The organism is Thermomonas sp. (assembly GCF_041919455.1).
GTDB lineage: Bacteria > Pseudomonadota > Gammaproteobacteria > Xanthomonadales > Xanthomonadaceae > Thermomonas.
The window spans coordinates 73668-96458 of sequence record NZ_JAYRTQ010000006.1; the positions used below are offsets into that span (position 1 = coordinate 73668).

Annotated in this window: 18 protein-coding genes; 2 read left to right on the forward strand and 16 right to left on the reverse strand. The window is 67.9% G+C overall.

Annotated features, from left to right (window positions below; all coding sequences use genetic code 11):
* The first annotated feature begins 15 nt into the window (after window positions 1-15).
* Window positions 16-402: an STAS domain-containing protein gene (locus tag ACE3T8_RS05690; RefSeq protein ID WP_374607531.1), complete on the forward strand. Its 387-nt coding sequence runs from the start codon at window positions 16-18 to the stop codon at window positions 400-402.
* Between the two features lie 7 nt (window positions 403-409).
* Here ACE3T8_RS05690 and dnaE read toward each other — a convergent pair whose 3' ends face one another.
* The 15 genes from dnaE to ACE3T8_RS05765 form a co-directional block, all read right to left on the reverse strand.
* Window positions 410-4000 (reverse strand): DNA polymerase III subunit alpha, encoded by a 3591-nt coding sequence (dnaE, locus tag ACE3T8_RS05695; protein ID WP_374607533.1) that lies wholly within the window; start codon window positions 3998-4000, stop codon window positions 410-412.
* A gap of 83 nt (window positions 4001-4083) precedes the next feature.
* Complete coding sequence (locus ACE3T8_RS05700; RefSeq protein ID WP_374607535.1) at window positions 4084-4698, reverse strand: ribonuclease HII; 615 nt, start codon at window positions 4696-4698, stop codon at window positions 4084-4086.
* Complete coding sequence (gene lpxB, locus ACE3T8_RS05705; protein WP_374607704.1) at window positions 4695-5876, reverse strand: lipid-A-disaccharide synthase; 1182 nt, start codon at window positions 5874-5876, stop codon at window positions 4695-4697. The genes ACE3T8_RS05700 and lpxB overlap by 4 nt, the downstream gene beginning before the upstream one ends.
* A gap of 97 nt (window positions 5877-5973) precedes the next feature.
* On the reverse strand, window positions 5974-6768 hold the full coding sequence (gene lpxA, locus ACE3T8_RS05710) for an acyl-ACP--UDP-N-acetylglucosamine O-acyltransferase (RefSeq protein ID WP_374607536.1): 795 nt from the start codon (window positions 6766-6768) through the stop codon (window positions 5974-5976).
* Window positions 6765-7232, reverse strand: coding sequence for a 3-hydroxyacyl-ACP dehydratase FabZ (gene fabZ, locus ACE3T8_RS05715; RefSeq protein WP_374607537.1), 468 nt, complete (start codon window positions 7230-7232; stop codon window positions 6765-6767). The genes lpxA and fabZ overlap by 4 nt, the downstream gene beginning before the upstream one ends.
* A complete protein-coding gene (lpxD, locus tag ACE3T8_RS05720) occupies window positions 7229-8257 on the reverse strand; it encodes a UDP-3-O-(3-hydroxymyristoyl)glucosamine N-acyltransferase (protein ID WP_374607539.1) in 1029 nt (342 codons plus the stop codon). Before lpxD ends, fabZ begins: the two co-directional genes overlap by 4 nt.
* Window positions 8258-8270: 13 nt before the next feature.
* Window positions 8271-10739, reverse strand: a complete 2469-nt coding sequence (bamA, locus tag ACE3T8_RS05725) for an outer membrane protein assembly factor BamA (protein ID WP_374607541.1) — start codon at window positions 10737-10739, stop codon at window positions 8271-8273.
* A gap of 67 nt (window positions 10740-10806) precedes the next feature.
* The gene (gene rseP, locus ACE3T8_RS05730; RefSeq protein WP_374607543.1) at window positions 10807-12165 is read right to left on the reverse strand and encodes an RIP metalloprotease RseP; all 1359 of its coding nucleotides are present in this window, start codon (window positions 12163-12165) and stop codon (window positions 10807-10809) included.
* Window positions 12166-12189: 24 nt separating this feature from the next.
* Window positions 12190-13374 (reverse strand): 1-deoxy-D-xylulose-5-phosphate reductoisomerase, encoded by a 1185-nt coding sequence (dxr, locus tag ACE3T8_RS05735; RefSeq protein WP_374607706.1) that lies wholly within the window; start codon window positions 13372-13374, stop codon window positions 12190-12192.
* Window positions 13371-14222, reverse strand: a complete 852-nt coding sequence (locus ACE3T8_RS05740) for a phosphatidate cytidylyltransferase (RefSeq protein WP_374607544.1) — start codon at window positions 14220-14222, stop codon at window positions 13371-13373. Before ACE3T8_RS05740 ends, dxr begins: the two co-directional genes overlap by 4 nt.
* Window positions 14219-14977: a polyprenyl diphosphate synthase gene (gene uppS, locus ACE3T8_RS05745; RefSeq protein WP_374607545.1), complete on the reverse strand. Its 759-nt coding sequence runs from the start codon at window positions 14975-14977 to the stop codon at window positions 14219-14221. Before uppS ends, ACE3T8_RS05740 begins: the two co-directional genes overlap by 4 nt.
* 127 nt (window positions 14978-15104) lie before the next feature.
* Entirely contained in the window at window positions 15105-15662 is a 558-nt protein-coding gene (gene frr, locus ACE3T8_RS05750; RefSeq protein ID WP_374607547.1) for a ribosome recycling factor, read from the reverse strand.
* A gap of 75 nt (window positions 15663-15737) precedes the next feature.
* Window positions 15738-16454, reverse strand: coding sequence for a UMP kinase (gene pyrH, locus ACE3T8_RS05755; protein ID WP_374607549.1), 717 nt, complete (start codon window positions 16452-16454; stop codon window positions 15738-15740).
* Between the two features lie 62 nt (window positions 16455-16516).
* On the reverse strand, window positions 16517-18220 hold the full coding sequence (locus tag ACE3T8_RS05760; protein WP_374607550.1) for an ABC1 kinase family protein: 1704 nt from the start codon (window positions 18218-18220) through the stop codon (window positions 16517-16519).
* A gap of 97 nt (window positions 18221-18317) precedes the next feature.
* Complete coding sequence (locus ACE3T8_RS05765) at window positions 18318-19529, reverse strand: NAD(P)/FAD-dependent oxidoreductase (RefSeq protein ID WP_374607552.1); 1212 nt, start codon at window positions 19527-19529, stop codon at window positions 18318-18320.
* Between the two features lie 97 nt (window positions 19530-19626).
* On the opposite strand from ACE3T8_RS05765, the gene ACE3T8_RS05770 reads away from it, so the two are divergent.
* A complete protein-coding gene (locus tag ACE3T8_RS05770) occupies window positions 19627-21744 on the forward strand; it encodes a catalase (RefSeq protein ID WP_374607554.1) in 2118 nt (705 codons plus the stop codon).
* Window positions 21745-21847: 103 nt separating this feature from the next.
* Here ACE3T8_RS05770 and tsf read toward each other — a convergent pair whose 3' ends face one another.
* The gene (gene tsf, locus ACE3T8_RS05775) at window positions 21848-22726 is read right to left on the reverse strand and encodes a translation elongation factor Ts (RefSeq protein ID WP_374607556.1); all 879 of its coding nucleotides are present in this window, start codon (window positions 22724-22726) and stop codon (window positions 21848-21850) included.
* Window positions 22727-22791: the final 65 nt, after the last annotated feature.

Consider the following 22791-nt stretch of genomic DNA (forward strand, 5'->3'; position numbering starts at 1 on the left):
CGTCCCCGCGAAGCCATGGCCATCTCCGTCCGCATCCATCCACTGCTTCCGAACGGCAGCCAGCGCGTCGAGGTCGGCGGTCGCCTGGACACGCATACCTATGGCGAGCTCGATGATCCCCTGACCCTGGTGCTGGCGGCGAAGGTGCAGGCGCTGGTGCTCGACCTGGCCCACTTGGAGTACGTGAGTTCGGCCGGCGTGCGTTCGATCTTCCGCGCGCGCAAGTTGCTGGCCGAGCGCGGCGGCACGCTGGTGCTGGCGAACACGCAGCCGCAGGTGCAGAAGGTGTTCGACATCGTCAAGGCGGTGCCGCTGAGCGAGATCTTCCGCAGCGTGCAGGAAGCCGACGCCTACCTCGATCGCATCCAGAAGCGGATCGTCGCCGGCGACGAGGACGACTGAGCGCCGCTCAGTTCACCCAGGGCTTGGCCAGCGTCACGCTGACCGCGTCCACGCCGGGCAGGTTGCGCAGCAGGCCGGGCAAGGCTGCATCCACCCGCAGGCCACGGCCGCCATTGACGGTCAGGCGGCCGATGCCGGCGGCGGTAATCGCCTCGATCAGCACGGGGGTCGCGCCTGCATGCGCCTGCAGCATGCGTTCGAAGTGCGGCAGCGCGTCCGGCTGGCGCAGGTCGATGCGGATCGACACGCGTTGCGCGCGTTCGCCGCACAGCTGGGTGAAGCCCCAGCACCTGCTCGCGCGCAAGGCGAAGCCGCCGCTGAATTCGTCCTCGCGCAGGTCGCCTTCCACCACCAGGATGCGGTCGCGGGTGAGCAGCGGGCCGTATTCCTTCCATTCGTCGCCGAAGAACGCGCATTCGATGCGGCCGCGCCCGTCCTCCAGTTGCACGAAGGCCTGCGAATCACCGCGCTTGCGCATGCCGACCACTTGCCCCGCGACCACCGCCCGCATCTGCTGCCGCCAGCCCTTGCGCGCTTCCTGCGGCCGTGCTTCCCACAGCGCGTCCAGCGACGAAAGGTCGTGGCCGACGAGCCGCTGCAGTTCGTCGCGGTGCGGATCCATCGGATGCCCGCTGAGGTAGTGGCCCAGCGTCTCGCGTTCGCCCTGCAGCTTCTGCGCCAGCGGCCAGTCGCCGCAGGTGGGCAGGTCGATGTGGATGTCCGGTGCGCCGCTGCTGCTGTTGGACAGCATGGTGCCGAACATGTCGACGATGCCGGCGTCGCGATTCCTGGCGATCTGGTCGGTCGCCTTCAGCACCTCCGGCAACTGCAGCATCAGCGACGCGCGGTTGTTCGCCAGCGCATCCATCGCGCCCGCATGCACCAGCGCTTCCAGGGTGCGTTTATTGAGGCCGGCCGCATCCACGCGCTTGCTGAAGTCGAGCAGGTCCTTGAACGCGCCAGCGTCCGTCCTTGCGGCGCTGATCGCGTCGCAGGCGCCGCGGCCGACACCCTTCACCGCGCCCAGGCCGTAGCGGATCGTCTTCGAGTCGGTGGCCTCGAACATGTAGGTCGAGGCGTTCACGTCCGGGGGCAACACCTTGAGGCCAAGCGTGCGCGCTTCGTCGAGGAAACCCACGACCTTGTCGGTGTTGTCCATGTCGCTGGACAGCACCGCGGCCATGAATTCGGCCGGGTAGTGCACTTTCAGCCACGCGGTCTGGTAGGCGACCAGCGCGTACGCGGCGGAGTGCGACTTGTTGAAGCCGTACTCGGCGAACTTCTCCATCAGGTCGAAGATCTGCGTCGCCGTGCGCGGGTCCACGCCGCGCTCGGCGGAGCCGCTTTCGAACTTGGCCCGTTCCTTCGCCATTTCCTCGGGCTTCTTCTTGCCCATCGCGCGGCGCAGCAGGTCGGCGCCGCCCAGCGAATAGCCGGCCAGCACCTGGGCGATCTGCATCACCTGTTCCTGGTACACGATCACGCCGTACGTCGGTGCCAGCACCTGCTCCAGCGCGGGATGCGGGTAACTGACGTCCTCGATCCCGTGCTTGCGGTCGCACCATTGCTTGTCCATCCCGCTGCCCAGCGGGCCGGGGCGGAACAGCGCGGCCAGCGCGATGATGTCCTCGAAGGTGTCCGGCTTCGCCCGCTTGAGCAGCTCGCGCATGCCGCGCGACTCGAACTGGAACACGGCCACCGAATCGCCGCGCGCGAACAGCTCATAGGTCTTCTTGTCGTCGAGCGGCAGCGACATGATGTCGAATGCGCCTTCGCCCGCGGCCGCGCGGCGGTCGCTCTCGGGCATCCTGCCCTCCGCGACACTTGTGCGTCCTGCACGTCGCACGTTGATCGCCTTCACCGCCCAGTCGATGATCGTCAGCGTGCGCAGGCCGAGGAAGTCGAACTTCACCAGGCCGATCGACTCGACGTCGTCCTTGTCGAACTGGGTGACCGGGTTGCGGCCCAGGCCATGGCCGTCGTGTTCCGCGAACAGCGGGCAGAATTCCTGGAGCGGGGTCGGCGCGATGACCACGCCGCCGGCGTGCTTGCCGGCGTTGCGGGTCAGGTCTTCCAGTTGCAGAGCGAGGTCGACGAGGTCGCGGACATCGTCCTCGGCGTGGTAGCGGTCGCGGAACTCGGTGACGACGCGATCCGGTTCCTTCTGCGCACGCTTGCCGATGCCGATCGCGTCTTCCAGCGTCATCGGGTCGGTGGGTTGCAGCGGGATCAACTTGGCCAACCCGTCGACGAAGCCGTACGGGAAGCCGAGCACGCGGCCGGCGTCGCGCAGCACCGCCTTCGCCGCCATGGTGCCGTAGGTGATGATCTGCGAGACGCGATCGCGCCCGTACTTGCGGGCGACGTAGTCGATCACCTCGTCGCGCCGGTCCATGCAGAAGTCGATGTCGAAGTCCGGCATCGACACGCGCTCCGGATTCAGGAAGCGCTCGAACAGCAGGTCGTAGGGCAGCGGGTCGAGGTCGGTGATGCCCAATGCCCAGGCCACCAGCGAGCCGGCACCGGAACCGCGGCCGGGACCGACCGGGATGCCGTGCTGCTTCGCCCAGTTGATGAAGTCGGCCACGATCAGGAAGTAGCCGGGGAACCCCATCTTGACGATGACGTCGAGCTCCAGCTCGAGTCGCGCGTCGTAGTCCTCGCGGGTCTTGCCGGGCGCCAGCGGCGCTTTCTCGAGCCGTTGCGCGAGACCTTCGCGCGACTGGCTGCGGATCCAGCTGTCCAGGGTTTCGTCGCTGGGCACCGGGAACGCCGGCAGGTAATACGTGCCCAACCGCAGTCCCAGGTTGCAGCGCTGCGCCAGCGCCACGCTGTTGTCCAGCGCGTCCGGTGCATCCGCCGCGAACAGCGCGGCCATCTCGTCGACGGACTTGAGGTACTGCTCCGCGCTGTAGTCGCGTGGGCGTCGGTTGTCGTCGAGTACACGCCCGCTGGCGATGCAGACACGCGCCTCGTGCGCATCGAAGCCGTCGGCATCGAGGAAGCGCACATCGTTGCTCGCCACCACCGGGATGCCGCGTCGCGCGGAGACGTCCAGCGCGAAGGTGTTGAATGCGTCTTCGCCGCCGCGGCCGGTGCGCAAGAGTTCCAGGTGCAGGCGTTCGCCGAATTTCGCTTGCAGGTCGGCCAGCGCCTGTTCGGCCAGGTCGTGGCGGCCGGAGGCGAACAACTGGCCCGGTTCCGAATGCGGCCCGGCGATCGCGAACAGGCCGGCGTTCTCGGACAGCCACGCCGGCCGCGCCACCACGCCATCGACGCGATGGCCTTCCATCCACGCACGCGTGAGGATTTGCGAGAGGCTCAGGTAGCCGTCGTTGTCGCGGCACAGCAGGGTCAGGCGCGAGGGCGCGGCGGTGCCCTCGGCGACCAGCACGTCGGCGCCCGCGATCGGCTTGATCCCGGCCTTCTCCGCCTCCTTGTAGAACTTGACCAGCGCAAACAGGTTGTTCTGGTCGGTGATCGCGACCGCCGGCAAGCCGCGCGCCGCGCAGGCCGCGACGAGCTCCGGGATGCGGATCGTCGAATCGACCAGCGAGTATTCGCTGTGCAGGTGCAGGTGGGCGTAGCGAGCGGTCATCGCGATTCCGCAGGATCAAGGTCCAGCGTAGGCGGGGTGCGGTAGCCGGGCAAGGCTTGACAGTCCGGTGGGTCCACGCGAGCTCAGCATGGCGCGGGATCGGCCAGCAAATCCCCTTGCAAGGGAGCGCCCCCAAGGTTGCGCACGGGTGCGAAACTGCGCCGATGAACAGGGCATGGTCCGTGGTCGCGGAGCGCCTGAAGGTGCAATGGACTCGGGTAACCCTTGTGCTGGTCGAAACCGTAGTGCGGATACAAGGCGTGCAGGTCGTGCATGGCGCGATCCCGCGCCACCTTGGCGAGGATCGACGCGGCCATGATGGTGCGGTCGCGCGCATCGCCGCCGATCCAGGCCTCGGCCGGGCAGGGCAGGTCCGCCGGCAGGCGATTGCCGTCGATGCGGGCGCAATCCGCCATGTGCGCGACGCCCAGCAGCGCTTCGCGCATGCCGTGCAGGGTGGCGTGGTAGATGTTGCGGCGGTCGATCTCGACGGGTTCGATGAAGACGATCTTCCACGCCAGCGCGCGCTCGATGATGCGCGGGTAAAGCGCCTCGCGCCTGCGCGCAGTCAGTGCCTTGGAGTCGTCGAGTCCGTTCACCGGCGTGCGCCCCGGCGGGAATACCACGGCAGCCACCACCACCGGCCCCGCCAGAGGGCCGCGTCCCGCCTCATCGATCCCGGCGATGCGCGCGTTCACGCGGGCGTTGCCAGCAATCCGGCAACCGCATCGGCAGCACGTGCCGACGCATCGCGACGCAGGCTCTGGTGCAACGCGAGGAACGTCGGTTGCAACGCCGCCACCGCGTCGGCATCAAGGAACCAGCGCCGCAGCGCGGCGTGCAACTTCGCCGGCGTGCAGTCGTCCTGCAGCAACTCGGGCACCAGCGTTTCGCCGGCCAGCACATTCGGCAGGCTGACATGCGCCGACTTCAGCAGGCCGAAGGCCTTGACCATGGCGTAGGTCAGGCCGGAGATGCGATGACCGATCACCATCGGCCGCTTGCACAGCATCGCTTCCAGTGCGGCGGTCCCCGAGGCCAGCAACACGACGTCGCTGGCGATCATCGCGCGCTGGGCATCGCCATCGAGCACGCGCAGCGCCGCCGAATCACCCATGATCGCGTCGATCGCGGCACGACACTGCGCATTCGCGGCGGGGATCAACACGCGCAGGCCGGGCACGTCGGCCTGCAGCAAGCGCGCGGCTTGCAGGAACGTCGGCAGCATGCGGGTGATTTCGCCCAAGCGGCTGCCGGGCAGCAGCGCGAGCAGCGGTGCATCGACCGCTTCACCCAGTGCGATGCGCGCGCCGTCGCGATCCGGCTGCAACGGGATGGCATCCGCCAAGGGATGGCCGATGAATACCGCATCCACGCCATGCCGGGCGTAGATCGGCGGCTCCATCGGGAACAGGCAAAGCACGCGATCCGCGCTGGCGGCGATCTTCGCCGCGCGGTTCTCGCGCCACGCCCACACCGACGGGCTCACGTCATGCACGGTGCGTACGCCGCGCTGCTTCAGCCAGCGCTCCACGCCGAGATTGAAATCGGGTGCGTCGATGCCGATGAAGACATCCGGCTTCCAGTCCAGCACGCGCTGGCGGAAGGTCTTGCGCAGCTTGAGCAGGCGAGGCAGGTGCGCGAGCACTTCGGCCAGGCCCATCACCGCCAGTTCGCTGGCATCGTGCCAGGTGTCCATGCCGGCAGCGCGCATCGCATCGCCGCCGATGCCGGCGAACTCCGCATCGGGGAAATGCGTGCGCAACGCATCGATCAATCCGGCGCCGAGCTGGTCGCCGGAGGTTTCGCCGGCGCAGAGGGCGATGCGAATGTTCACCAGCTTTTCTCGGGACCAATCGGGTCGCGTATGTGGCAGGGGGCTACCCCAACCAAGCGAGTATCGGGGAGTGCGGTCGCGCGAGCGAGCGCGTTGGGGTAGCCCCCTGCCGCATGCGCGACAGAAGCCGTGGGACTCATCGCAGCAATGGCCGCTCGCCGCGTTCGATGAAGTCCAGCATCGCGCGCACGTCGTTGCTGCCGGCCGCGGCGATCTCGCCGAGTTCGGACTTGGCTTCGTCCAGCTTGGCATCGCCCATGTACAGCGCGCGGTAGGCGCGCTTGATGCTGGCGATGCGGCCGGCATCGAAGCCGCGACGCTTCAGGCCCTCGGCATTGATGCCGCGCGGGCGCGCGTATTTTTCCTGCGCCACCATCAGGAACGGCGGCACGTCGCCGTTGACGAACGCGCCCATGCCGATGAACGCGTGGTCGCCGATCCGGCAGAACTGGTGGACGCCGGCGAAGCCGCTGAGGATCACGTGGTTGCCGACGGTCACGTGGCCGGCCAGCGTGGCGTTGTTGGAGAACACGCAGTCGTTGCCGATGATGCAGTCGTGGGCCACGTGGCAATACGCCAGGATCCAGTTGCGGTCGCCGATGCGGGTGATGCCGCCGCCATCGCCGGTGCCGCGGTTGATGGTCACGAATTCGCGGATCACGTTGCCGTCGCCGATCACCAGCTCGACGCGTTCGCCGCGGTACTTCTTGTCCTGCGGTTCGCCGCCGATCGCCGCGTGCGCGTGGAACACGTTGTCGCGGCCGATCCGGGTCGGCCCTTCGATCGTGCAATGCGGACCGATGCGGGTACCGTCGCCGATCTCCACGCCCGCGCCGATCACCGCGTAGGCGCCGACCTGCACGCCCGTACCCAGCCGCGCATCCGGGTCGATGGCGGCGGTCGGGTGGACGAGGGCGGGCGCGTCGCTCATTCGCGGGCCGCGGCGCAGAGGATCTCGGCGCAGGCGGCCTGCTCGCCATCCACGCGGGCGATGCCGACGTACTGCGCCATGTTGCGGATGCGACGCTTCAGTTCGACTTCCAGTTCCAGCCGGTCGCCGGGCACGACCATGCGGTTGAAGCGCGCGTTGTCGACCTTGACCAGGTAGAACGTGTCCTTGCCGAGTTCGGCCGGATCGCGCGAGAGCTGGGTCAGCAGGCCGCCGGCCTGCGCCAGCGCTTCCACCACCAGCACGCCCGGCATCACCGGATGGCCGGGGAAATGGCCGGTGAAGAAGGGCTCGTTGCAGGTCACGTTCTTGTAGGCCAGCACGCGCTTGTCCTTCTCGAACTCGATCACCCGGTCCACCAGCAGGAACGGATAGCGGTGCGGCAGCAGGCGTTCGATTTCCGGGGTGTTCACCGGCAGGGTCACGCGGAAGGGTGTCTCGGTCATTCCTGGTCCTTGTCGCTTGCGCCGGCGCGCGGGTTCGCGCGGGCCATGCGGTCGAGTTGCTTGAAGCGCGCCGCGCTCTTGCGCCAGCTGCGATTGTCCATCAATGGGGTGCCGGAGGAGTATTCACCGGGTTCGCGGATCGAATGGGTCACCAGCGACATCGCGGTGATGACCACGCGGTCGCAGACTTCCAGGTGGCCAAGGATGCCGGCGCCGCCGCCGACCAGGCAGTAGCGGCCGATGCGCGCGCTGCCGGCCACCGCCGAACAGCCGGCCATCGCGGTGTGCGCGCCGATCCGCACGTTGTGGCCGACCTGGATCTGGTTGTCCAGGCGCACGTCTTCCTCGAGCACGGTGTCGCCCAGCGCGCCGCGGTCGATGGTGGTGTTGGCACCGATCTCGCAATCGTCCCCGACCACCACGCCGCCCAGCTGCGGGACATTGAGCCAGCGGCCATGTTCCATCGCCAAGCCGAAGCCCGCCGCCCCGAGCACCGCGCCGGGCAGGATGCGCACGCGCTTGCCCAGTCGCACGCGCGTCAGCAGCGTCACTCTTGCCTGCAGCTCGCAGCCCTCGCCGAGTTCGCAGTCGTCGCCGATCACGCAGCCCGGTCCGACCACCGCGCCCGCGCCGATGGTGGTGCGGGCGCCGATGCTGGTGAACGGGCCGATATGCGCGCCCGGCGAGATCACGGCGGAGGAATCGACCGCCGCGCTCGGATGGATGCCGGGTTCGCGCGCGGGCAGGCGCTCGAACAGCGCGGAGATGCGTGCGAAGGCGGCATAGGGATCGCGTGCGACCAGCGCGGTGCCGGCGAATGCGTTGGCGTCGTCCTCGCGCAGCACGACCACGCCCGCCTGCGTTTCCGCGAGTTGCGCGCGATAACGGGGGTTGGCGAGGAAGCCGAGTTGGTGTGGGGCGGCGTCGGCCAGTGTGCCGACGCCTGCAACGTCGCGATCCGGGCCGCGCAAGGCGAGCCCGAACCGTTGCGCCAGTTCGGAAGCTGCGAAGACTGGCGCGCTCATCGGGAGCGTTCCGTCAGAGCTGTCCGCCGAAGCTGAACTGCAGGCGCTCGACCTGGTCGGTGTCCTGCTTGCGCAGCGGGAATGCATAGCTGATCGACAACGGACCCATCGGCGAACGCCAGAGCAGGGCGATGCCGGTGGAAACCCGCAGCTCGCCGGCGTCGAAATTGTCGAAGCTGTTGTAGACGTTGCCGAAATCCAGGAACGCCGAGACGCGCGCGGCCGGGCTGTCGAACAGCTTCGGGAAGATCGCCTCGACCGAACCCGCGACCAGGAACGAGCCGCCCAATGGCTGGCGGAAGCCCGAGGCTGTCTGATAGAAGGGCCCCAGCGTGTTGTCGACGAAGCCGCGCACCTTGCCGCTGGAGGAAATGCCGCCGGCGTAGAAGTTCTCGAAGAACGGCAGGCCGCTCGCGGTCACCGTCTTGTCGTAGTCCGGGGAGGTGGTCAGGCAGGGGTCAGTGGGCGGCGGCCCGGGCACGAAGGTGTCCGGGAGGGTGTCCGCGTCGGGACCGTCCACCCAGGTGCCTGGCGTGAAGCACAGGTTGCGGGTGAAGTCCTTGCCGTAGGAATCGCCGTAGCCGAGGTTCATGCCGGTCTTCAACACCAGTGCCTGGCTCAGCGGCCAGTACTTGGCGAAGTCGTAGGAGAGCTTGAAGTACTCCACGGTCGAGCCCGGCAATGCGATTTCCGCCGACAGGTTCTGGGTGGTGCCGACCACCGGGGTGAAGTAGTTGTTGCGGGTGTCGCGGCCCCAGCCGAACTGCGCGCGCCAGGAATGGAAGGTCTGGTTGCCCACCGCGCTGACGTAGTCGACCAGCGGCGGCGGCGTGGAGCCCGGGAACGCCAGGATCTCGTTTGAGTCGATGCCGAACATCAGCGAGACCGAGTCGCTCTCGCTCAGCGGCAGGCCCAGGAACACCTGCGCGGCGCCGCTGTTGGTCGAGTAGGACGCGACGTTGAAGCTGGAGTAGTCGAACTCGCGCCACCACAGGTTGTAGCCCAGCGACAGGCCTTCCTGGGTGAAGTACGGGTTCATGAAGGAGAAGTCGTAGCGCTTCTGGTACGCGCTGCGCGTGACCGACATCGAGACCCGGTTGCCGGTGCCCAGGAAGTTGTTCTCGGACAGTTGCAGCGACAGGTTCACGCCCGACAGCTGCGAATAGCCGACGCCCGCGGCGATGCTGCCGGAGGTGGTTTCCTTGACCGTGTAGACCACGTCGACCAGGTCGTCGGAACCGGCCACCGGCTCGTTCTCGACGTTCACTTCCTCGAAGTAGCCGAGGCGATCCAGGCGGACCTTGCCGCGGTCGATCGCCGCCTGCGAATACCAGCTGCCCTCGAACTGGCGCATCTCGCGGCGCAGGACCTGGTCTGCGGTGCGTGTATTGCCCTTGAACACGATCCGGCGCACGTTGACGCGCGGCCCCGGCTGCACCTGGAAGTCGATGCCGACCGTGCGCTTCTCGCGGTCGATCTGCGGCGCCGGATTGATCCGCGCGAACGCATAGCCGATGTTCGACAGGCGCGCCGAGATGGCGTCCGTCGCCATTTCGAGCAGGCCGCGGGAGAACGTGCTGCCGGGGCGGATGAAGGCGACGATGGCCTCGATCTCTTCCTTCGGCAGCACGGTCTCGCCGGACACGCTGACCGTGGAGATGGTGTAGATCTCGCCTTCGGTCAGGCCGGCGGTCAGGTACATGTCCTTGCGGTCGCCGCTGATCGCCACCTGGGTCGAATCCAGGCTGAAGTCCACGTAGCCGCGGTCCAGGTACCAGGCATTGAGCTTCTCGATGTCGCCGGAGAGCTTCTCGCGGGAGTACTGGTCATCGCGCTTGTACCAGGACAGCCAGTTGCTGGTGTGCGACTCCCAGTTCTTGGTGATGTCTTCTTCGCTGAAGGCTTCGTTGCCGATCAGGTTGATGTGGCGGATCTTGGCCGCCTTGCCTTCCTTGATGTTCAAAGTCAGGTTCACGCGGTTGCGATCCAGCCGTTCCACGTTCGGGCTGATCGCGACGCTGTACTTGCCGCGGTTGTTGTACTGGCGGTTCAGTTCCTGCGTCACCCGGTCGAGGTTGAGCTGGTTGAAGGTCTCGCCCTCGGCCAGGCCGATGTCCTTCAGGCCCTTGAGCAGGTCCTCGGTCTTCAGGTCCTTGTTGCCGACCAGGGTGAGCTTGTTGATCGCCGGGCGCTCGACCACGGTGATCACCAGGATGCTGCCCTGGTGGTCCAGGCTCACGTCCTCGAAGAAGCCGGTCTTGTACAACGCGCGCAGTGCCTCGGCCGACTTCGCCTGGTCGAGGGTGTCGCCGCGCTCGACCGGCAGGTAGGTGAACACGGTGCCTGCACCGATGCGCTGCAGGCCGTCGATGCGGATGTCGCTGACCGTGAACGGTGCGAACGCCGTCTGTGCCCAGGCCGGCATCGAGAGCGCCGTGGCGAGGGCAAGGGCAAGCAGGCGGCGGGACGTGGGTCGGGTCATTCGGAGGATCCGTTTGCGGGGGGCTGCACCGCGCCGATGGCGCGGGCAAGGATGTGGAAGCAGGGCGTCACGACACCAGGTGCAGGATGTCATTGTAGAACGCCAGTCCCATCAGGCCCGCGATCAACGCGAGTCCGAGGTACTGGCCGGCGGCCATGGCGCGCTCGCCCAAGGGGCGGCCGGTGACCAACTCGATAAGGTAATACAGCAGGTGACCACCGTCCAAGACGGGGATCGGCAGCAGGTTGATCAGGGCAAGGCTGACCGACAACAGGGCCAGGAAGTTCAAGAACCAGGCGGTGCCGCGGCTGGCGAAGTCATTGGCGGCCTGGGCAATCGTCAGCGGGCCGGCCACGGTGTTCTGCACGGACACCTTGCCGCTGAAGGCGCGTCCCACCATCTCGACCAGTTGCCGGATCTGGAAGCCGGTTTCGCGCACGGCGGCCGGGACCGCGGCGATCGGGCCGATGCGCAGGACCGCATCGGTCGCCGGTGCGGATGTCGCCGCATTGGTGATCCCCAACCCCGGCCGGCGGCTGCCGTCGGGGTAGGTGATCGAGGCCGGGGTCATTTCGAGGGCAAGGCGCTCGCCATCGCGTTCGATCTCGACCATGCCCGGGCCGCCGCGCGCGGCCAGTGCCGCGACTGCGGGCGCGATGTCGTCGAAGCCGGCGATCCGTGTGGCATCGACCGCGGTAATACGGTCACCTTCCGCCAGCACCCCCCAGGCCGCACTGCCGGGATTGATGCTGCCGACCAGCGCGGGCCGCAGCTGGTGCCTGGCGACCAGGCCGGTTGCCTCGATCGCGCGGAGCTCGTCGATCGTCGCAGGCACCCGGTCGAGTGCCAGCGTGCGGGTCGATGTGCTGCCATCGCCGCGTTGTACCCGCAGTGCGACCGGCTGGCGGTCGAGCACGGCCACGGTCAGTGCCATCCCGGCTTCGCTCCAGGTCGGCGTTTCCCGCTCGCCGACGGCGAGGATGCGGTCGCCGCTGCGCAGGCCGGCTTCTGCGGCGATCCCGGTCGCCTTGCCGATCACCGGGGCGTAGTCCGGGCGGCCGATCACCAGCATCGCCCACAGCAGGGCGAAGGCGAGCAGCAGGTTGGCGGCAGGGCCCGCGGCAACGATGGCCATCCGCTGCAGCACCGGCTTGCGGTTGAACGCCTGGTCGAGCTGGTGGGCCGCGACGTGGTCCTCGCGCTCGTCGAGCATGCGCACGTAGCCGCCCAGCGGCAGCGCGGCGACCACGTATTCGGTGCCGTCCTTGCCGAGGCGCGTCCACAGCGGCCGGCCGAAACCGATCGAGAAGCGCAGGACCTTGACCCCGCAACGGCGCGCGACCCAGAAATGGCCGAACTCGTGGAAGGTCACCAGCACGCCCAGCGCGACCAGCATCCACCACAGGGATCCGAGGAAGGTGCTCATTGGCCGATGTTCATCCGCACGGACTCACGCCGCCTTGAGGGCAATGCGCGCGGACGACTGCGAACGCGCCCAGGCGTCGGCGGCCAGCAACGCATCAATCGAATCGGCTGGCGTCGCGGGCATGGCGTCCAGGGCGTGGGCAACGACGTCGGGGATGGACAGGAAACCGATCCGCCCCTGAAGAAAGGCTGAAACGGCTTCCTCGTTGGCCGCGTTCAACACCGCGGGCGCCGCGCCACCGGCCTGCAACGCGCGGAATGCGAGCGCGAGGCACGGGAAGGCGTCCAGGTCCGGCGGGGCGAAATCCAGCCGGCCACCTTCCGCCAGCAGGTCGAGCGCGGGCACGCCGGAGGCGATCCGCCGTGGCCAGCCCAGGCCCACCGCCAGCGCGGTGCGCATGTCCGGCAGGCCGAGTTGGGCAAGCGTGCTGCCGTCGACGAAGTCCACGAACGAATGCACCAGCGATTGCGGATGCACCAGCACGCGGATCCGCTCGCCGGGCACGCCGAACAGGTGGTGGGCCTCGATGACTTCCAGGCCCTTGTTCATCAGCGACGCCGAATCGACCGAGATCTTCGGGCCCATCGACCACTTCGGGTGCGCAACGGCCTGCGCCGGCGTGACCGTGGCCAATGCATCGCGGGTCCAGCCGCGGAACGGCCCGCCGGAGGCGGTCAGGGTGATCCGTGCCGGGACCTCGCCGGGATTGCCGGCCAGGCACTGGAAGATCGCGTTGTGCTCGCTGTCGATCGGCACGATGGTCGCGCCATGCGCCTGCGCCGCCTGCATCAGCAGCTCGCCGGCCAGCACCAGTGATTCCTTGTTTGCCAGCAGCAGGCGCTTGCCGGCACGTGCGGCCGCCAGCGTCGATGACAGGCCGGCCGCGCCCACGATGGCCGCGACCACGCTGTCGCAGGCATCGCCGGCGACCAGCGAATCCAAGGCTTCGGCGCCGGCGTGCGCTTCGGTCTCCAGCCCCGCGTCCCTCAGGCCATCGCGCAAGGCGGCGTAGGCGCCTGCATCGGCGATCACCGCATGCGCGGGACGATGCACGCGGCACAGCGCCAGCAGCGCGTCCACGCGCGTGCCGGCGGCGAGCACGCTGGCACGCATGCGATCCGGATGGCGCGCGATCACGTCCAGTGCGGAGGCGCCGATGGAACCGGTGGCACCGAGGATGGCGACGCGTTGCATGCTCAACCCGCTCAGAAGCCGAACCAGACCTTGCCGAGGGCGAACACGGGCAGGGCCGCCAGCACGCTGTCCACCCGGTCGAGCACGCCGCCGTGGCCGGGGATCAGATGCCCGGAATCCTTGATGTCCACATGCCGCTTGAGCAGGCTCTCGTAAAGGTCGCCGACCACCGAGAATGCCACGGTCACCGCGGCCACGCCGGCGACGGCCGGCAAGTGCGCGTTGTCGACGCCGATCAGCATGGCACCGACCATCGCGACCAGCATCGCCAGCACGATCCCGCCGAGCAGGCCTTCGATGGTCTTGTTCGGACTGATCCGCGGTGCCAGCTTGCGGCCGCCGAACCATTTGCCGCCGAAGGTGCGGCCGGTGAAGTAGGCGCCGGTATCGGCCGCCCAGACCAGCATCAGCGCCAGCAGCAGCCAGTAATGGCCGTTCGGTTCGCTGGCGTGGATCACGCCCAGTGCGCACCAAGCCGGCACCACCGCCAGCGTGCCGGCGAGCAGCTTGAACGCGCGCGCGTGCGAATCGTGGTCGGAGGCAAAGTGGTAGTGCTTCAACCACAGCAGGGCGAGCAACCACCAGCCCACGCCGACCACGATCACCAGCTGGAACAGCGCGAACGACCCGCCATGCGCGGAGCGCGACCCCCAGACCAGCGCGACCATCAGTGCCAGGTTGCAGGCCAGCAGGATCGTGCGGGCCAGGGTGTCCTCGACATCGGCCAGGCGCAGCCATTCCCAGAGGGCGAGGAGGAACAGCAGTGCGGCGATCGCGACCAGCCACGGCGTGGGCAGGAACAGCACGCCGCCGATGGCCAGCGGGGCCATGATCAGTGCGGCCAGCACGCGCGTCTTGGTCACTCGATTCCCCCGGTGGCGTGGCCGGCGACCTGGGCGCTGGTCAGGCCGAAGCGGCGTTCACGGCCGGCATAGTGATCCAGCGCGCGCTGCAGTGTGGCCGCATCCATGTCCGGCCACAACGTATCGGTGAACCAGAGCTCGGTGTAGGCCAGCTGCCAGAGCAGGAAGTTGCTGATCCGCACTTCCCCTCCGGTGCGGATGAACAGGTCGGGGGCGGGCAGGTCGGCCAGCGCCATGCGCGCGGACAGCGCGTCTTCGTCGATCTGGTCGGGCCGCAGGCGGCCGGCGGCGACGTCTTCGGCCAATGACCGCGCGGCCTGGGCGATGTCCTGGCGGCCGCCGTAGCTGGCGGCGATGTTCAGTTGCAGGCGGTTGTTTCCGGCGGTCAGCGCTTCCGCCGCCTGCATGCGCGCCAGGATCGGTCCGTCGAAGCGGCTGCGCTCGCCGATGAAGCGCAATCGTGCACCGAGGCGATGCAATTCCTCGACCTCGCGCTCCAGCGCGCCCAGGAACAGTTTCATCAGGCCGCCGACTTCCTCGCTGGGCCGGTTCCAGTTCTCGCTGGAGAAGGCGAACAGGGTCAGTGCGCCGACTGCGTGCTCCAGGCAGAACTCCACGCTGCGCTTGACCGCACGCGCGCCGGCGCGATGGCCGATGATCCGCGGCCGGTGGCGCTGCTGCGCCCAGCGGCCATTGCCATCCATGATGATGGCCAGATGCTGCGGGACGGGGCCCGTGCCGTTTGCCCCGCTCATGCGAATCGGCCGTCGCGAGCGCAGGCCAGGCAAGGAAGAGCGGTGCCCGGCGGCAGGAGCGTACAGACAGTACGTGACTGCCGCCGGGCACCGCCATGACGCCGCATGGCCAAGCGCAGCAGGCCGATCAGACGGACATCAGTTCCGCTTCCTTGCCCTTGATCACCTCGTCCACGTCCTTGATCGCGCCGTCGGTGATCTTCTGGATCTCGGTTTCGGTGCGGCTCGCGTCGTCCTCGGTGATCTGCTTGTCCTTCAGCAGTTCCTTGACCTGGTGGTTGGCGTCGCGGCGGATGTTGCGGATCGCGACCTTCGCGTCCTCGCCTTCGCCATGCACGACCTTGGCCAGGTCCTTGCGGCGTTCCTCGGTCAGCGCCGGGATGTTGAGGCGGATCACGGTGCCCGCGGTGTTCGGGGTCAGGCCCAGGTCGGAGGCCAGGATCGCCTTCTCCACCGGGCCGACCATCTGCTTTTCCCACGGCGTGATGGTGATCGAGCGGGCGTCGGTCACCGCCACGCTGGCGACCTGCGCCAGCGGCATGTCGGAGCCGTAGTAGCTGACCTTGATGCTGTCGACCAGGCCGGCATTGGCGCGGCCGGTGCGGACCTTGACCAGGGCATGGCGCAGCGACTCGATGCTCTTGCCCATGCGCGCCTGGGCGTCTTTCTTGATTTCGTTCAGCATCGCGGTGCTCCGTGGTCGTGTGGCAACCGCGGGATTATAAGCGAGCCTGTGCCGGCGAGCGCCTGGCGGCGGTGGTCAGGCGTGGACCAGGGTGCCGATCTTCTCGCCGCGCAGGATCCGCAGCAGCACGCCGGGCTGGGCCATGTCGAAGATGCGCAATGGCAGCGCGGCGTCGCGGCACAGGGCGAAGGCGGCGGTGTCCATCACCTGCAGGTTGCGGGCGATGACATCCTCGTAGCGCAAGGTGTCCAGCTTCACCGCGTCGACGTGCTTGTTCGGATCCTTGTCGTAGACGCCATCGACCTTGGTCGCCTTCAGCAGCAGGTCGGCGCCGATCTCGATCGCGCGCAGGGCCGCGCCGGAATCGGTGGTGAAGAACGGATTGCCGGTGCCGGCGGCGAAGATCGCGATCCGGCCCTTTTCCAGATGGCGCATCGCGCGGCGGCGGATATAGTCCTCGCACACGTCGTTGATCTTGAGCGCGCTCATCACCCGGCACTTGGCGCCGAGCTTCTCCAGCGCGTCCTGCATCGCCAGCGCATTGATGACCGTGGCCAGCATGCCCATCTGGTCGCCGGTCACCCGGTCCATGCCCCCGGCGGCCAGGCCCGCGCCGCGGAAGATGTTGCCGCCGCCGATCACCAGGGCGATTTCCGCGCCGGCATCGCGCGCCTCGATTACTTCGCGGGCCAGGCGGTTGAGGATCTTCGGGTCGATGCCGTAGTCCTCGTCGCCCATCAGGGCCTCGCCGGAGAGTTTCAGCAGGACGCGGCGATAGGCGAGTTGCGACATGCGGGGCTCCTGGGCGGACGACGGAACGGTACAAAGCCGCGGAATTCTAGCCCATCGCCCACTCAGCGCGGCCCGTGCGTTTCGTTCGGCTTGGCCTTGCGGTCGCGCAGCATGGCGCTGGCGACGATCCCGAGGCCGAGCACGGCGGCGATCGAGAACAGCACGAAGGCAAGCGCGGGGTAGCCGAACAGGCGCGGCCCGCCCTCCATCCGCATCAGCATCGCCGAGGCCAGGATCAGCGCGGCGACGATGATCCCGGTGCTGATCCGGTTGGCGATCTTCTGCACGTTTTCCATCAGCTGCGAATCGTCCAGGCCGGTCATCCGCACCTGCAGCCGGTTCTCGGCGAGCAGGCCGAGGATGTCCGACAGCTTGCGCGGGGCGTCGCGGACCAGCGCCTGCACCTCCATCGCCTCGCTCGCCAGCCGCGCCGGCGAGAAGGATTTCTTCAGGCGTTCGCGCATCACGTGCTCGAGGTGGTCCTCGACCACCGACTTCACGTCCATGTCCGGATCCAGCGCGCGGCTGACCGCCTCCAGGTTGAGCAGGGTCTTGCCCAGCAGGCTGAGCTCCGGCGGCGCGCGCAGGCCGCACGCGCTGCCCAGCAGGGTGACGTCCAGCACCAGCCGGCCTTCGGATTGCGCCCGCCCACCGCTGCTGGCCGCGTAGCGGGCGACCATCTGCCCGACCTCGCGGATGTAGGTTTCCTCGTCGAAGTCCTCCAGCCGCGTGCCCATGCCAATGGCTTCGGCCGCCACTTCCTCGCCGCGACCGTCCACCGCGGCGAACAGCAGTTTCAGCAATTGCTCGCGGCGGCGCGGCGGCACGTGCGCAACCATGCCGAGGTCGAGCAGCGCGATGCGGTTGTCGTTGGTCACCAGCAGGTTGCCGGGATGCGGGTCGGCGTGGATCTCGCCGTGCACGAACACCTGGTCCAGGTAGCCGCGCATCACCGCGGAGGCGAGCGGTCCCAGGTCCTGCTCGGTGCGCCGCAGGCCGCTGATGTCGGTGGCCTTGACGCCGTCCACCAGCGCCATCGTCAGCACCTTGGCGCGTGTGTAGTCCCACACCGGCTGCGGCACGAACAGCTCCGGATAACCCGCGAAGTGCTGGTTGAAGCGCTCCAGGTTCTCCGCCTCCACCCGGTAGTCCAGTTCGGCCAGCAGGGTCTTGCGGAATTCGTGGACCCAGCCGGAGAAGCGCATGCGGCGCCCGGCATCGGTCCAGCGATCCGCCTTGTCCGCCAGCGAGGCGAGCGCGTCGAGGTCGTCACGGATGCCGTCTGTGATCCCGGGGCGTTGCACTTTCACCGCCACCAGGCGCCCATCGCGCAGGCGCGCCCGGTGCACCTGCGCCAGCGAGGCCCCGCCGAGCGAGGTGTCCTCGAATTCCGAGAACGCCTGGCTGAGCTTGACGCCCAGCGCCTCCTCGACTGCGGCCTTGATGTCCGCGAACGGCAGCGGCGCCACGTCGTCCTGCATGCGCTCCAGCGCCTTCAGGTAGGGCGCCGGGACCATGTCCGGCCGGGTCGACAGGGCCTGTCCGATCTTGATGAAGGTCGGACCCAGCGCTTCCAGGTCGCTGACGAATTCCTCCGGCCGGCCGTCCTCGATGTCCAGGTCGGTATCGGCAGTGCTGGCCTCGACGTCCAGTCCGGAGAACACGCCCGCCGAGCGGTACTTGGCCAGGAAGCGCACGATCTGTGCGGTGCGGGCAAGGCCGGAGGCCTGCGGCGGGGGCGAGGGCGAGGTGGCGGGGTCGGTCATCGGGGCGGGGTCTGGCGGAGCGGGTGCACAGCCTGCACAGGCGGGCGTGAAGCCCGTATCCAGAACGTCCGGCGCGATGTGGCCAGATCGTGCGGCGTCAGCCCTGGCGCTGGAACCCGAACAGGTCCTGCAGGGCATGCTTGCGGCGTTCCACCAGGGCGCGGATCAGGCCCGCGCCGAGCATCGAATAGGTGATGCCGTTGCCGCCGTAGGCCATCGCGAACAGCAGGCGACGCTCGTGCTCCGGCGACTCCCCGATCCACGGCAGCCCGTCATCGGTCTCGGCGAAAGTGCCGGCCCAGGCGAAGGCGGGCTGCATCGGGACGTGCGGAAACAACTTCGAGACCTTGTCGGCCAGCTTGCGCGCCTTGCGGTCGACCATCGCGTCGCGTTTCGCCGGGATGTCGATGTCGTCATCGTCGCCGCCGACCAGCAGGCGTCCGTCGCCGGTGGTGCGCATGTACAGGTAGGGGCGCGCGGACTCCCACACCATCGTGTCCTTGAGCGCACCGAGCGTTTCGGTGTCGATGGGATCGGTGATGAAGGCGTAACTGCTGCGGTTCTTCGCCACCCGCTTCTTCAGGAATTGCTGGCTGGCATAACCGGCGGCCATCACCAGGTACTTCGCCTTGATCACCGCGCCTTCGGTGGTGCTCAGCGTCGCGCCGCGATCGTCGACTTCGATCCGCGCAATCGGGGTGCGGTCGTGCACGGCGGCGCCGCGTTTCTGCAGCCGCATCAGCAGCCGGTAGGCCATCCGGTAGGGATCCACGCGCGCGGCCTTGGCGCTGAGGATGGCGCAGGGCGCATCGAAGCCGTAGTCCCGTTCAACCTGCGCGGCGTCCAGCCATTCGACGTCGAAGCCGTGGCGCTTGCGCAGCGCGAATTCGTCCTCCAGGGCGCGGCGATGGCGACGCTTGCGGGCGTAGTACAGGCTGCGCATCCGCGCGAAATCGACGTCCCTGACGTCCGACGCTTTTGCCGTCACCAAGTCGATGGCCTCGGCGCATGCCTGATAGGCGAGCACGGCATTGTCCTCGCCATATTGTTTCGCCAGGTCGACCATGTGGGTGTCGATTTCGTACTGCAGCAGGGCGGTACTGGCCGACGTGCTGCCCCAGCCCACGTCGCGCTGGTCGAGCACCGCCACGTCGTGGCCATGGGCTGAAAGCTCGTCGGCGATGAGCGCCCCGGTAATGCCGCCGCCGATGATCGCGACATCGCAGCGCAGGTCCGCCTGCAGCGGCGGGAATGCGTGCATCAGGCCATTCTTCACCGCCCAGAAGGGGTAGCCGCTCTTGAGGTCCATGGGTGTCGTCCGCGCGCCTGCAAAACAAGGATTCTGTCGATCGACACGTGATGCGCCCTTCACAATGCGGGGACTACGGTTCGCGCACCCCGAGGCGTTGAAGGAGTACCCCATGGCCAAGAAGAAGCAGCCCGCGAACGGCACATCCGCTGCGCGTCGGAACACCGACGCCACTGGGGGCGAGACCCGCCAGCAAGCCACCGCGAAGACTGGCGCGCTGACCACCGCGCAGGGCATACCCGTTTCCGACAACCAGAATTCGCTGCGCGCGTATTCGCGCGGGCCGACGTTGCTGGAGGACTTCATCCTCCGCGAGAAGATCACCCACTTCGACCATGAGCGCATCCCCGAGCGGATCGTGCACGCGCGCGGCTCTGCGGCGCATGGCTACTTCGAGCTCACCAAGCCGCTGTCGAAGTACACCACCGCGAAATTCCTGACCGAGAAGGGCCGCATCCCGGTGTTCTGCCGATTCTCCACTGTGGCGGGCGGCGCCGGCAGCGTGGATACGCCACGCGATGTGCGCGGCTTCGCGGTCAAGTTCTACACCCAGGAAGGCAACTTCGATCTGGTCGGCAACAACCTGCCGATCTTCGCCATCCAGGACGCGATGAAATTCCCGGATTTCATCCATGCAGTGAAAATGGAACCGGATCGCGGCTTCCCGCAGGCGGCGAGTGCGCACGACACCTTCTGGGATTTCGTCTCGCTGTCGCCGGAAACCCTGCACATGGTGATGTGGGCGATGAGCGATCGCGGCATCCCGCGCTCGCTGCGGATGATCGAGGGCTTCGGCATCCACAGCTTCCGGCTGGTCAACGCGAAGGGCGAATCGACCTTCGTCCGCTTCCACTGGCGGCCCAAGCTGGGCTTGCAGTCCCTCGTCTGGGACGAGGCGGTCAAGCTGCAGGGTGCGGACAACGATTTCCACCGCCGCGACCTGTTCGAGGCGATCGACTCTGGCGCCTTCCCCGAGTGGGAGTTCGCGGTGCAGTTGTTCACCGAGGAAGAGGCGGACCAGTTCCCGTTCGATCATCTCGACGCGACCAAGCTGATCCCGGAAGAGCTGGTGCCGGTGCAGGTGGTCGGGCGCATGGTGCTGGACCGCAATCCTAACAACCACTTCGCCGAGAACGAGCAAGTCGCGTTCTGCCCGGCGAACATGGTGCCCGGCATCGACTTCAGCAACGACCCGCTGCTGCAGGGTCGGCTGTTCTCCTACCTCGACACCCAGCTCTCGCGCCTCGGCGGTCCCAACTTCACCCAGATCCCCATCAACGCGCCGAAGTGTCCGTTCGGCCATCACCAGCGCGACGCGCACATGCAGATGCAGGTGCCGAAGGGGCGCGTGGCCTACGAGCCGGCATCTCTGGACAAGGACGGGTCGATGCCGAATGGCCGGGAGACGCCAAACGGCTTTCGCAGCTTCGCCGAACCGGCGCCGGACGACGGCCGCAAGGGGCGCACGCGCGCGGCATCGTTCGCCGACCATTACAGCCAGCCGCGGATGTTCTGGCGCAGCCAGACAGCGATCGAACAGGCGCACATCGCTTCGGCGATCGTGTTCGAGCTGGCCAAGGTGGAGGACGACCCGGTGCGTGAGCGCACCATCGCGCAGTTGCGCAACATCGATGAGGAACTGGCAAGGCGCGTCGCCGATGGCCTGGGCATGGCCACGTTGCCGCTGGCCGCTCCGGCCGCTGCCGAGACGCTTGACCTGCCGCTCTCGAAGGCAATCACCCTGATCCCGAAGATGAAGCAGACCCTGGAAGGCCGCTGCGTCGGCATCCTGGTGGCGGACGGCAGCGATGCAAAGGCGGTCGCCACGCTGCGCGAGGCGGCGGAGGCTGCCGGTGCCACGGTCAAGCTGGTCGCACCCAAACGGTACGTCGCGTTGAAGGGCGGCAAGCCGCGCAAGGCCGACGGTCAGCTCGCCGGCACCCCATCGGTGCTGTTCGATGCAGTCGCCTGCGTGCTGACCCCGGACGCCGCGAAGACACTGGCCACCGAGGCCGCCGCGCTCGACTGGTTCCGCGATGCCTTCGGCCATCTCAAGGCGATCGCCGCCTGTGGCGGCACGCGGACGCACATCCTGCCGGCCGCCGGCATCGCGCCGGACCAGGGCGTGGTCGATTCCGGCGATGTCGACCGCTTCATCAAGCTGGCGAAGACCCGCCAGTGGGCACGCGAGCCGAACCTGCGCACCTTGCCCTGAGCCTTGCATCACGCAACAAAAAACCCGCCGTCGCCGGCGGGTTTTTCCATGTTCGCGATTGGACTGTCAGCGGTTCGACAGGCTCACCCGGAACGGCAACGGATCAGACCTGCATGGCCTTCGCCACTTCCGCGGCGTAGTCCTCGACGACCTTCTCGATGCCTTCGCCCACGGCAAGGCGGGTGAAGCCCACCACGTCGGCGCCGGCGGCCTTGGCGGCCTGCTCGACGCTCTGGTCGGTGTTCAACACGTACGGCTGGCCGTACAGGCTGACTTCGTTGACGATCTTGGCGATCTTGCCGCCGATGATTTTCTCCAGGATCTCGGCCGGCTTCTGCTTGTCCTTGTCGGACATCTTGGCCAGTTCGATTTCCTTTTCCTTCGCCACGAAGTCGGCCGGCACGTCGGCGGCCTTGTTGTACGGCGGGTTCATCGCGGCCACGTGCATGGCGATGCCGCGGGCGAACTCGACGTCGCCACCGGCGACCTCGACCAGCACGCCGATCTTGCCGCCGTGCGAGTACGCGGCGACGTTGTTGCCGGTGGTGATCGACGCGATGCGACGGACCACGATGTTCTCGCCGAGCTTGGCGATGGCGGCGGCGCGGGCGTCCTCGACGGTTTCGCCGGACGGCAGGGTGGCGGCCTTCAGGGCGTCCACGTCGGTGGCGCCGGAGGCCAGGGCGGCCTGGGCAACGGCGTCGGTGAAGGCGACGAAGTTCTCGTCCTTGGCGACGAAATCGGTCTCGGAGTTGACCTCGACCAGCACGGCCTTGCCGTCGGCCTGGGCCACCGCGATGCGGCCTTCGGCGGTGACGCGGCTGGCTTTCTTGTCGGCCTTGGCGGCGCCGGACTTGCGCAGCGCCTCGGCGGCGGCGTCGATGTCGCCGTTGGTTTCGCTGAGCGCCTTCTTGCACTCCATCATGCCGGCGCCGGTGCGCTCGCGCAGTTCCTTGACCAGGGAAGCGGTGATTTCAGCCATTGCTAGAACCTCGAAATTGGGGGCATACCCCCGTGAATACCTGTTTGGGCATCCCCCCGTGGATG

What these genes read in the sequence shown, in the direction of transcription:
- ACE3T8_RS05690 (WP_374607531.1), top strand. Translation starts at nt 16, where the DNA reads ATGGCCATCTCCGTCCGCATCCATCCACTGCTTCCGAACGGCAGCCAG.
- dnaE (WP_374607533.1), bottom strand. Translation starts at nt 4,000, where the DNA reads ATGACCGCTCGCTACGCCCACCTGCACCTGCACAGCGAATACTCGCTG.
- lpxA (WP_374607536.1), bottom strand. Translation starts at nt 6,768, where the DNA reads ATGAGCGACGCGCCCGCCCTCGTCCACCCGACCGCCGCCATCGACCCG.
- fabZ (WP_374607537.1), bottom strand. Translation starts at nt 7,232, where the DNA reads ATGACCGAGACACCCTTCCGCGTGACCCTGCCGGTGAACACCCCGGAA.
- lpxD (WP_374607539.1), bottom strand. Translation starts at nt 8,257, where the DNA reads ATGAGCGCGCCAGTCTTCGCAGCTTCCGAACTGGCGCAACGGTTCGGG.
- bamA (WP_374607541.1), bottom strand. Translation starts at nt 10,739, where the DNA reads ATGACCCGACCCACGTCCCGCCGCCTGCTTGCCCTTGCCCTCGCCACG.
- rseP (WP_374607543.1), bottom strand. Translation starts at nt 12,165, where the DNA reads ATGAGCACCTTCCTCGGATCCCTGTGGTGGATGCTGGTCGCGCTGGGC.
- uppS (WP_374607545.1), bottom strand. Translation starts at nt 14,977, where the DNA reads ATGAGCGGGGCAAACGGCACGGGCCCCGTCCCGCAGCATCTGGCCATC.
- frr (WP_374607547.1), bottom strand. Translation starts at nt 15,662, where the DNA reads ATGCTGAACGAAATCAAGAAAGACGCCCAGGCGCGCATGGGCAAGAGC.
- pyrH (WP_374607549.1), bottom strand. Translation starts at nt 16,454, where the DNA reads ATGTCGCAACTCGCCTATCGCCGCGTCCTGCTGAAACTCTCCGGCGAG.
- ACE3T8_RS05760 (WP_374607550.1), bottom strand. Translation starts at nt 18,220, where the DNA reads ATGACCGACCCCGCCACCTCGCCCTCGCCCCCGCCGCAGGCCTCCGGC.
- ACE3T8_RS05765 (WP_374607552.1), bottom strand. Translation starts at nt 19,529, where the DNA reads ATGGACCTCAAGAGCGGCTACCCCTTCTGGGCGGTGAAGAATGGCCTG.
- tsf (WP_374607556.1), bottom strand. Translation starts at nt 22,726, where the DNA reads ATGGCTGAAATCACCGCTTCCCTGGTCAAGGAACTGCGCGAGCGCACC.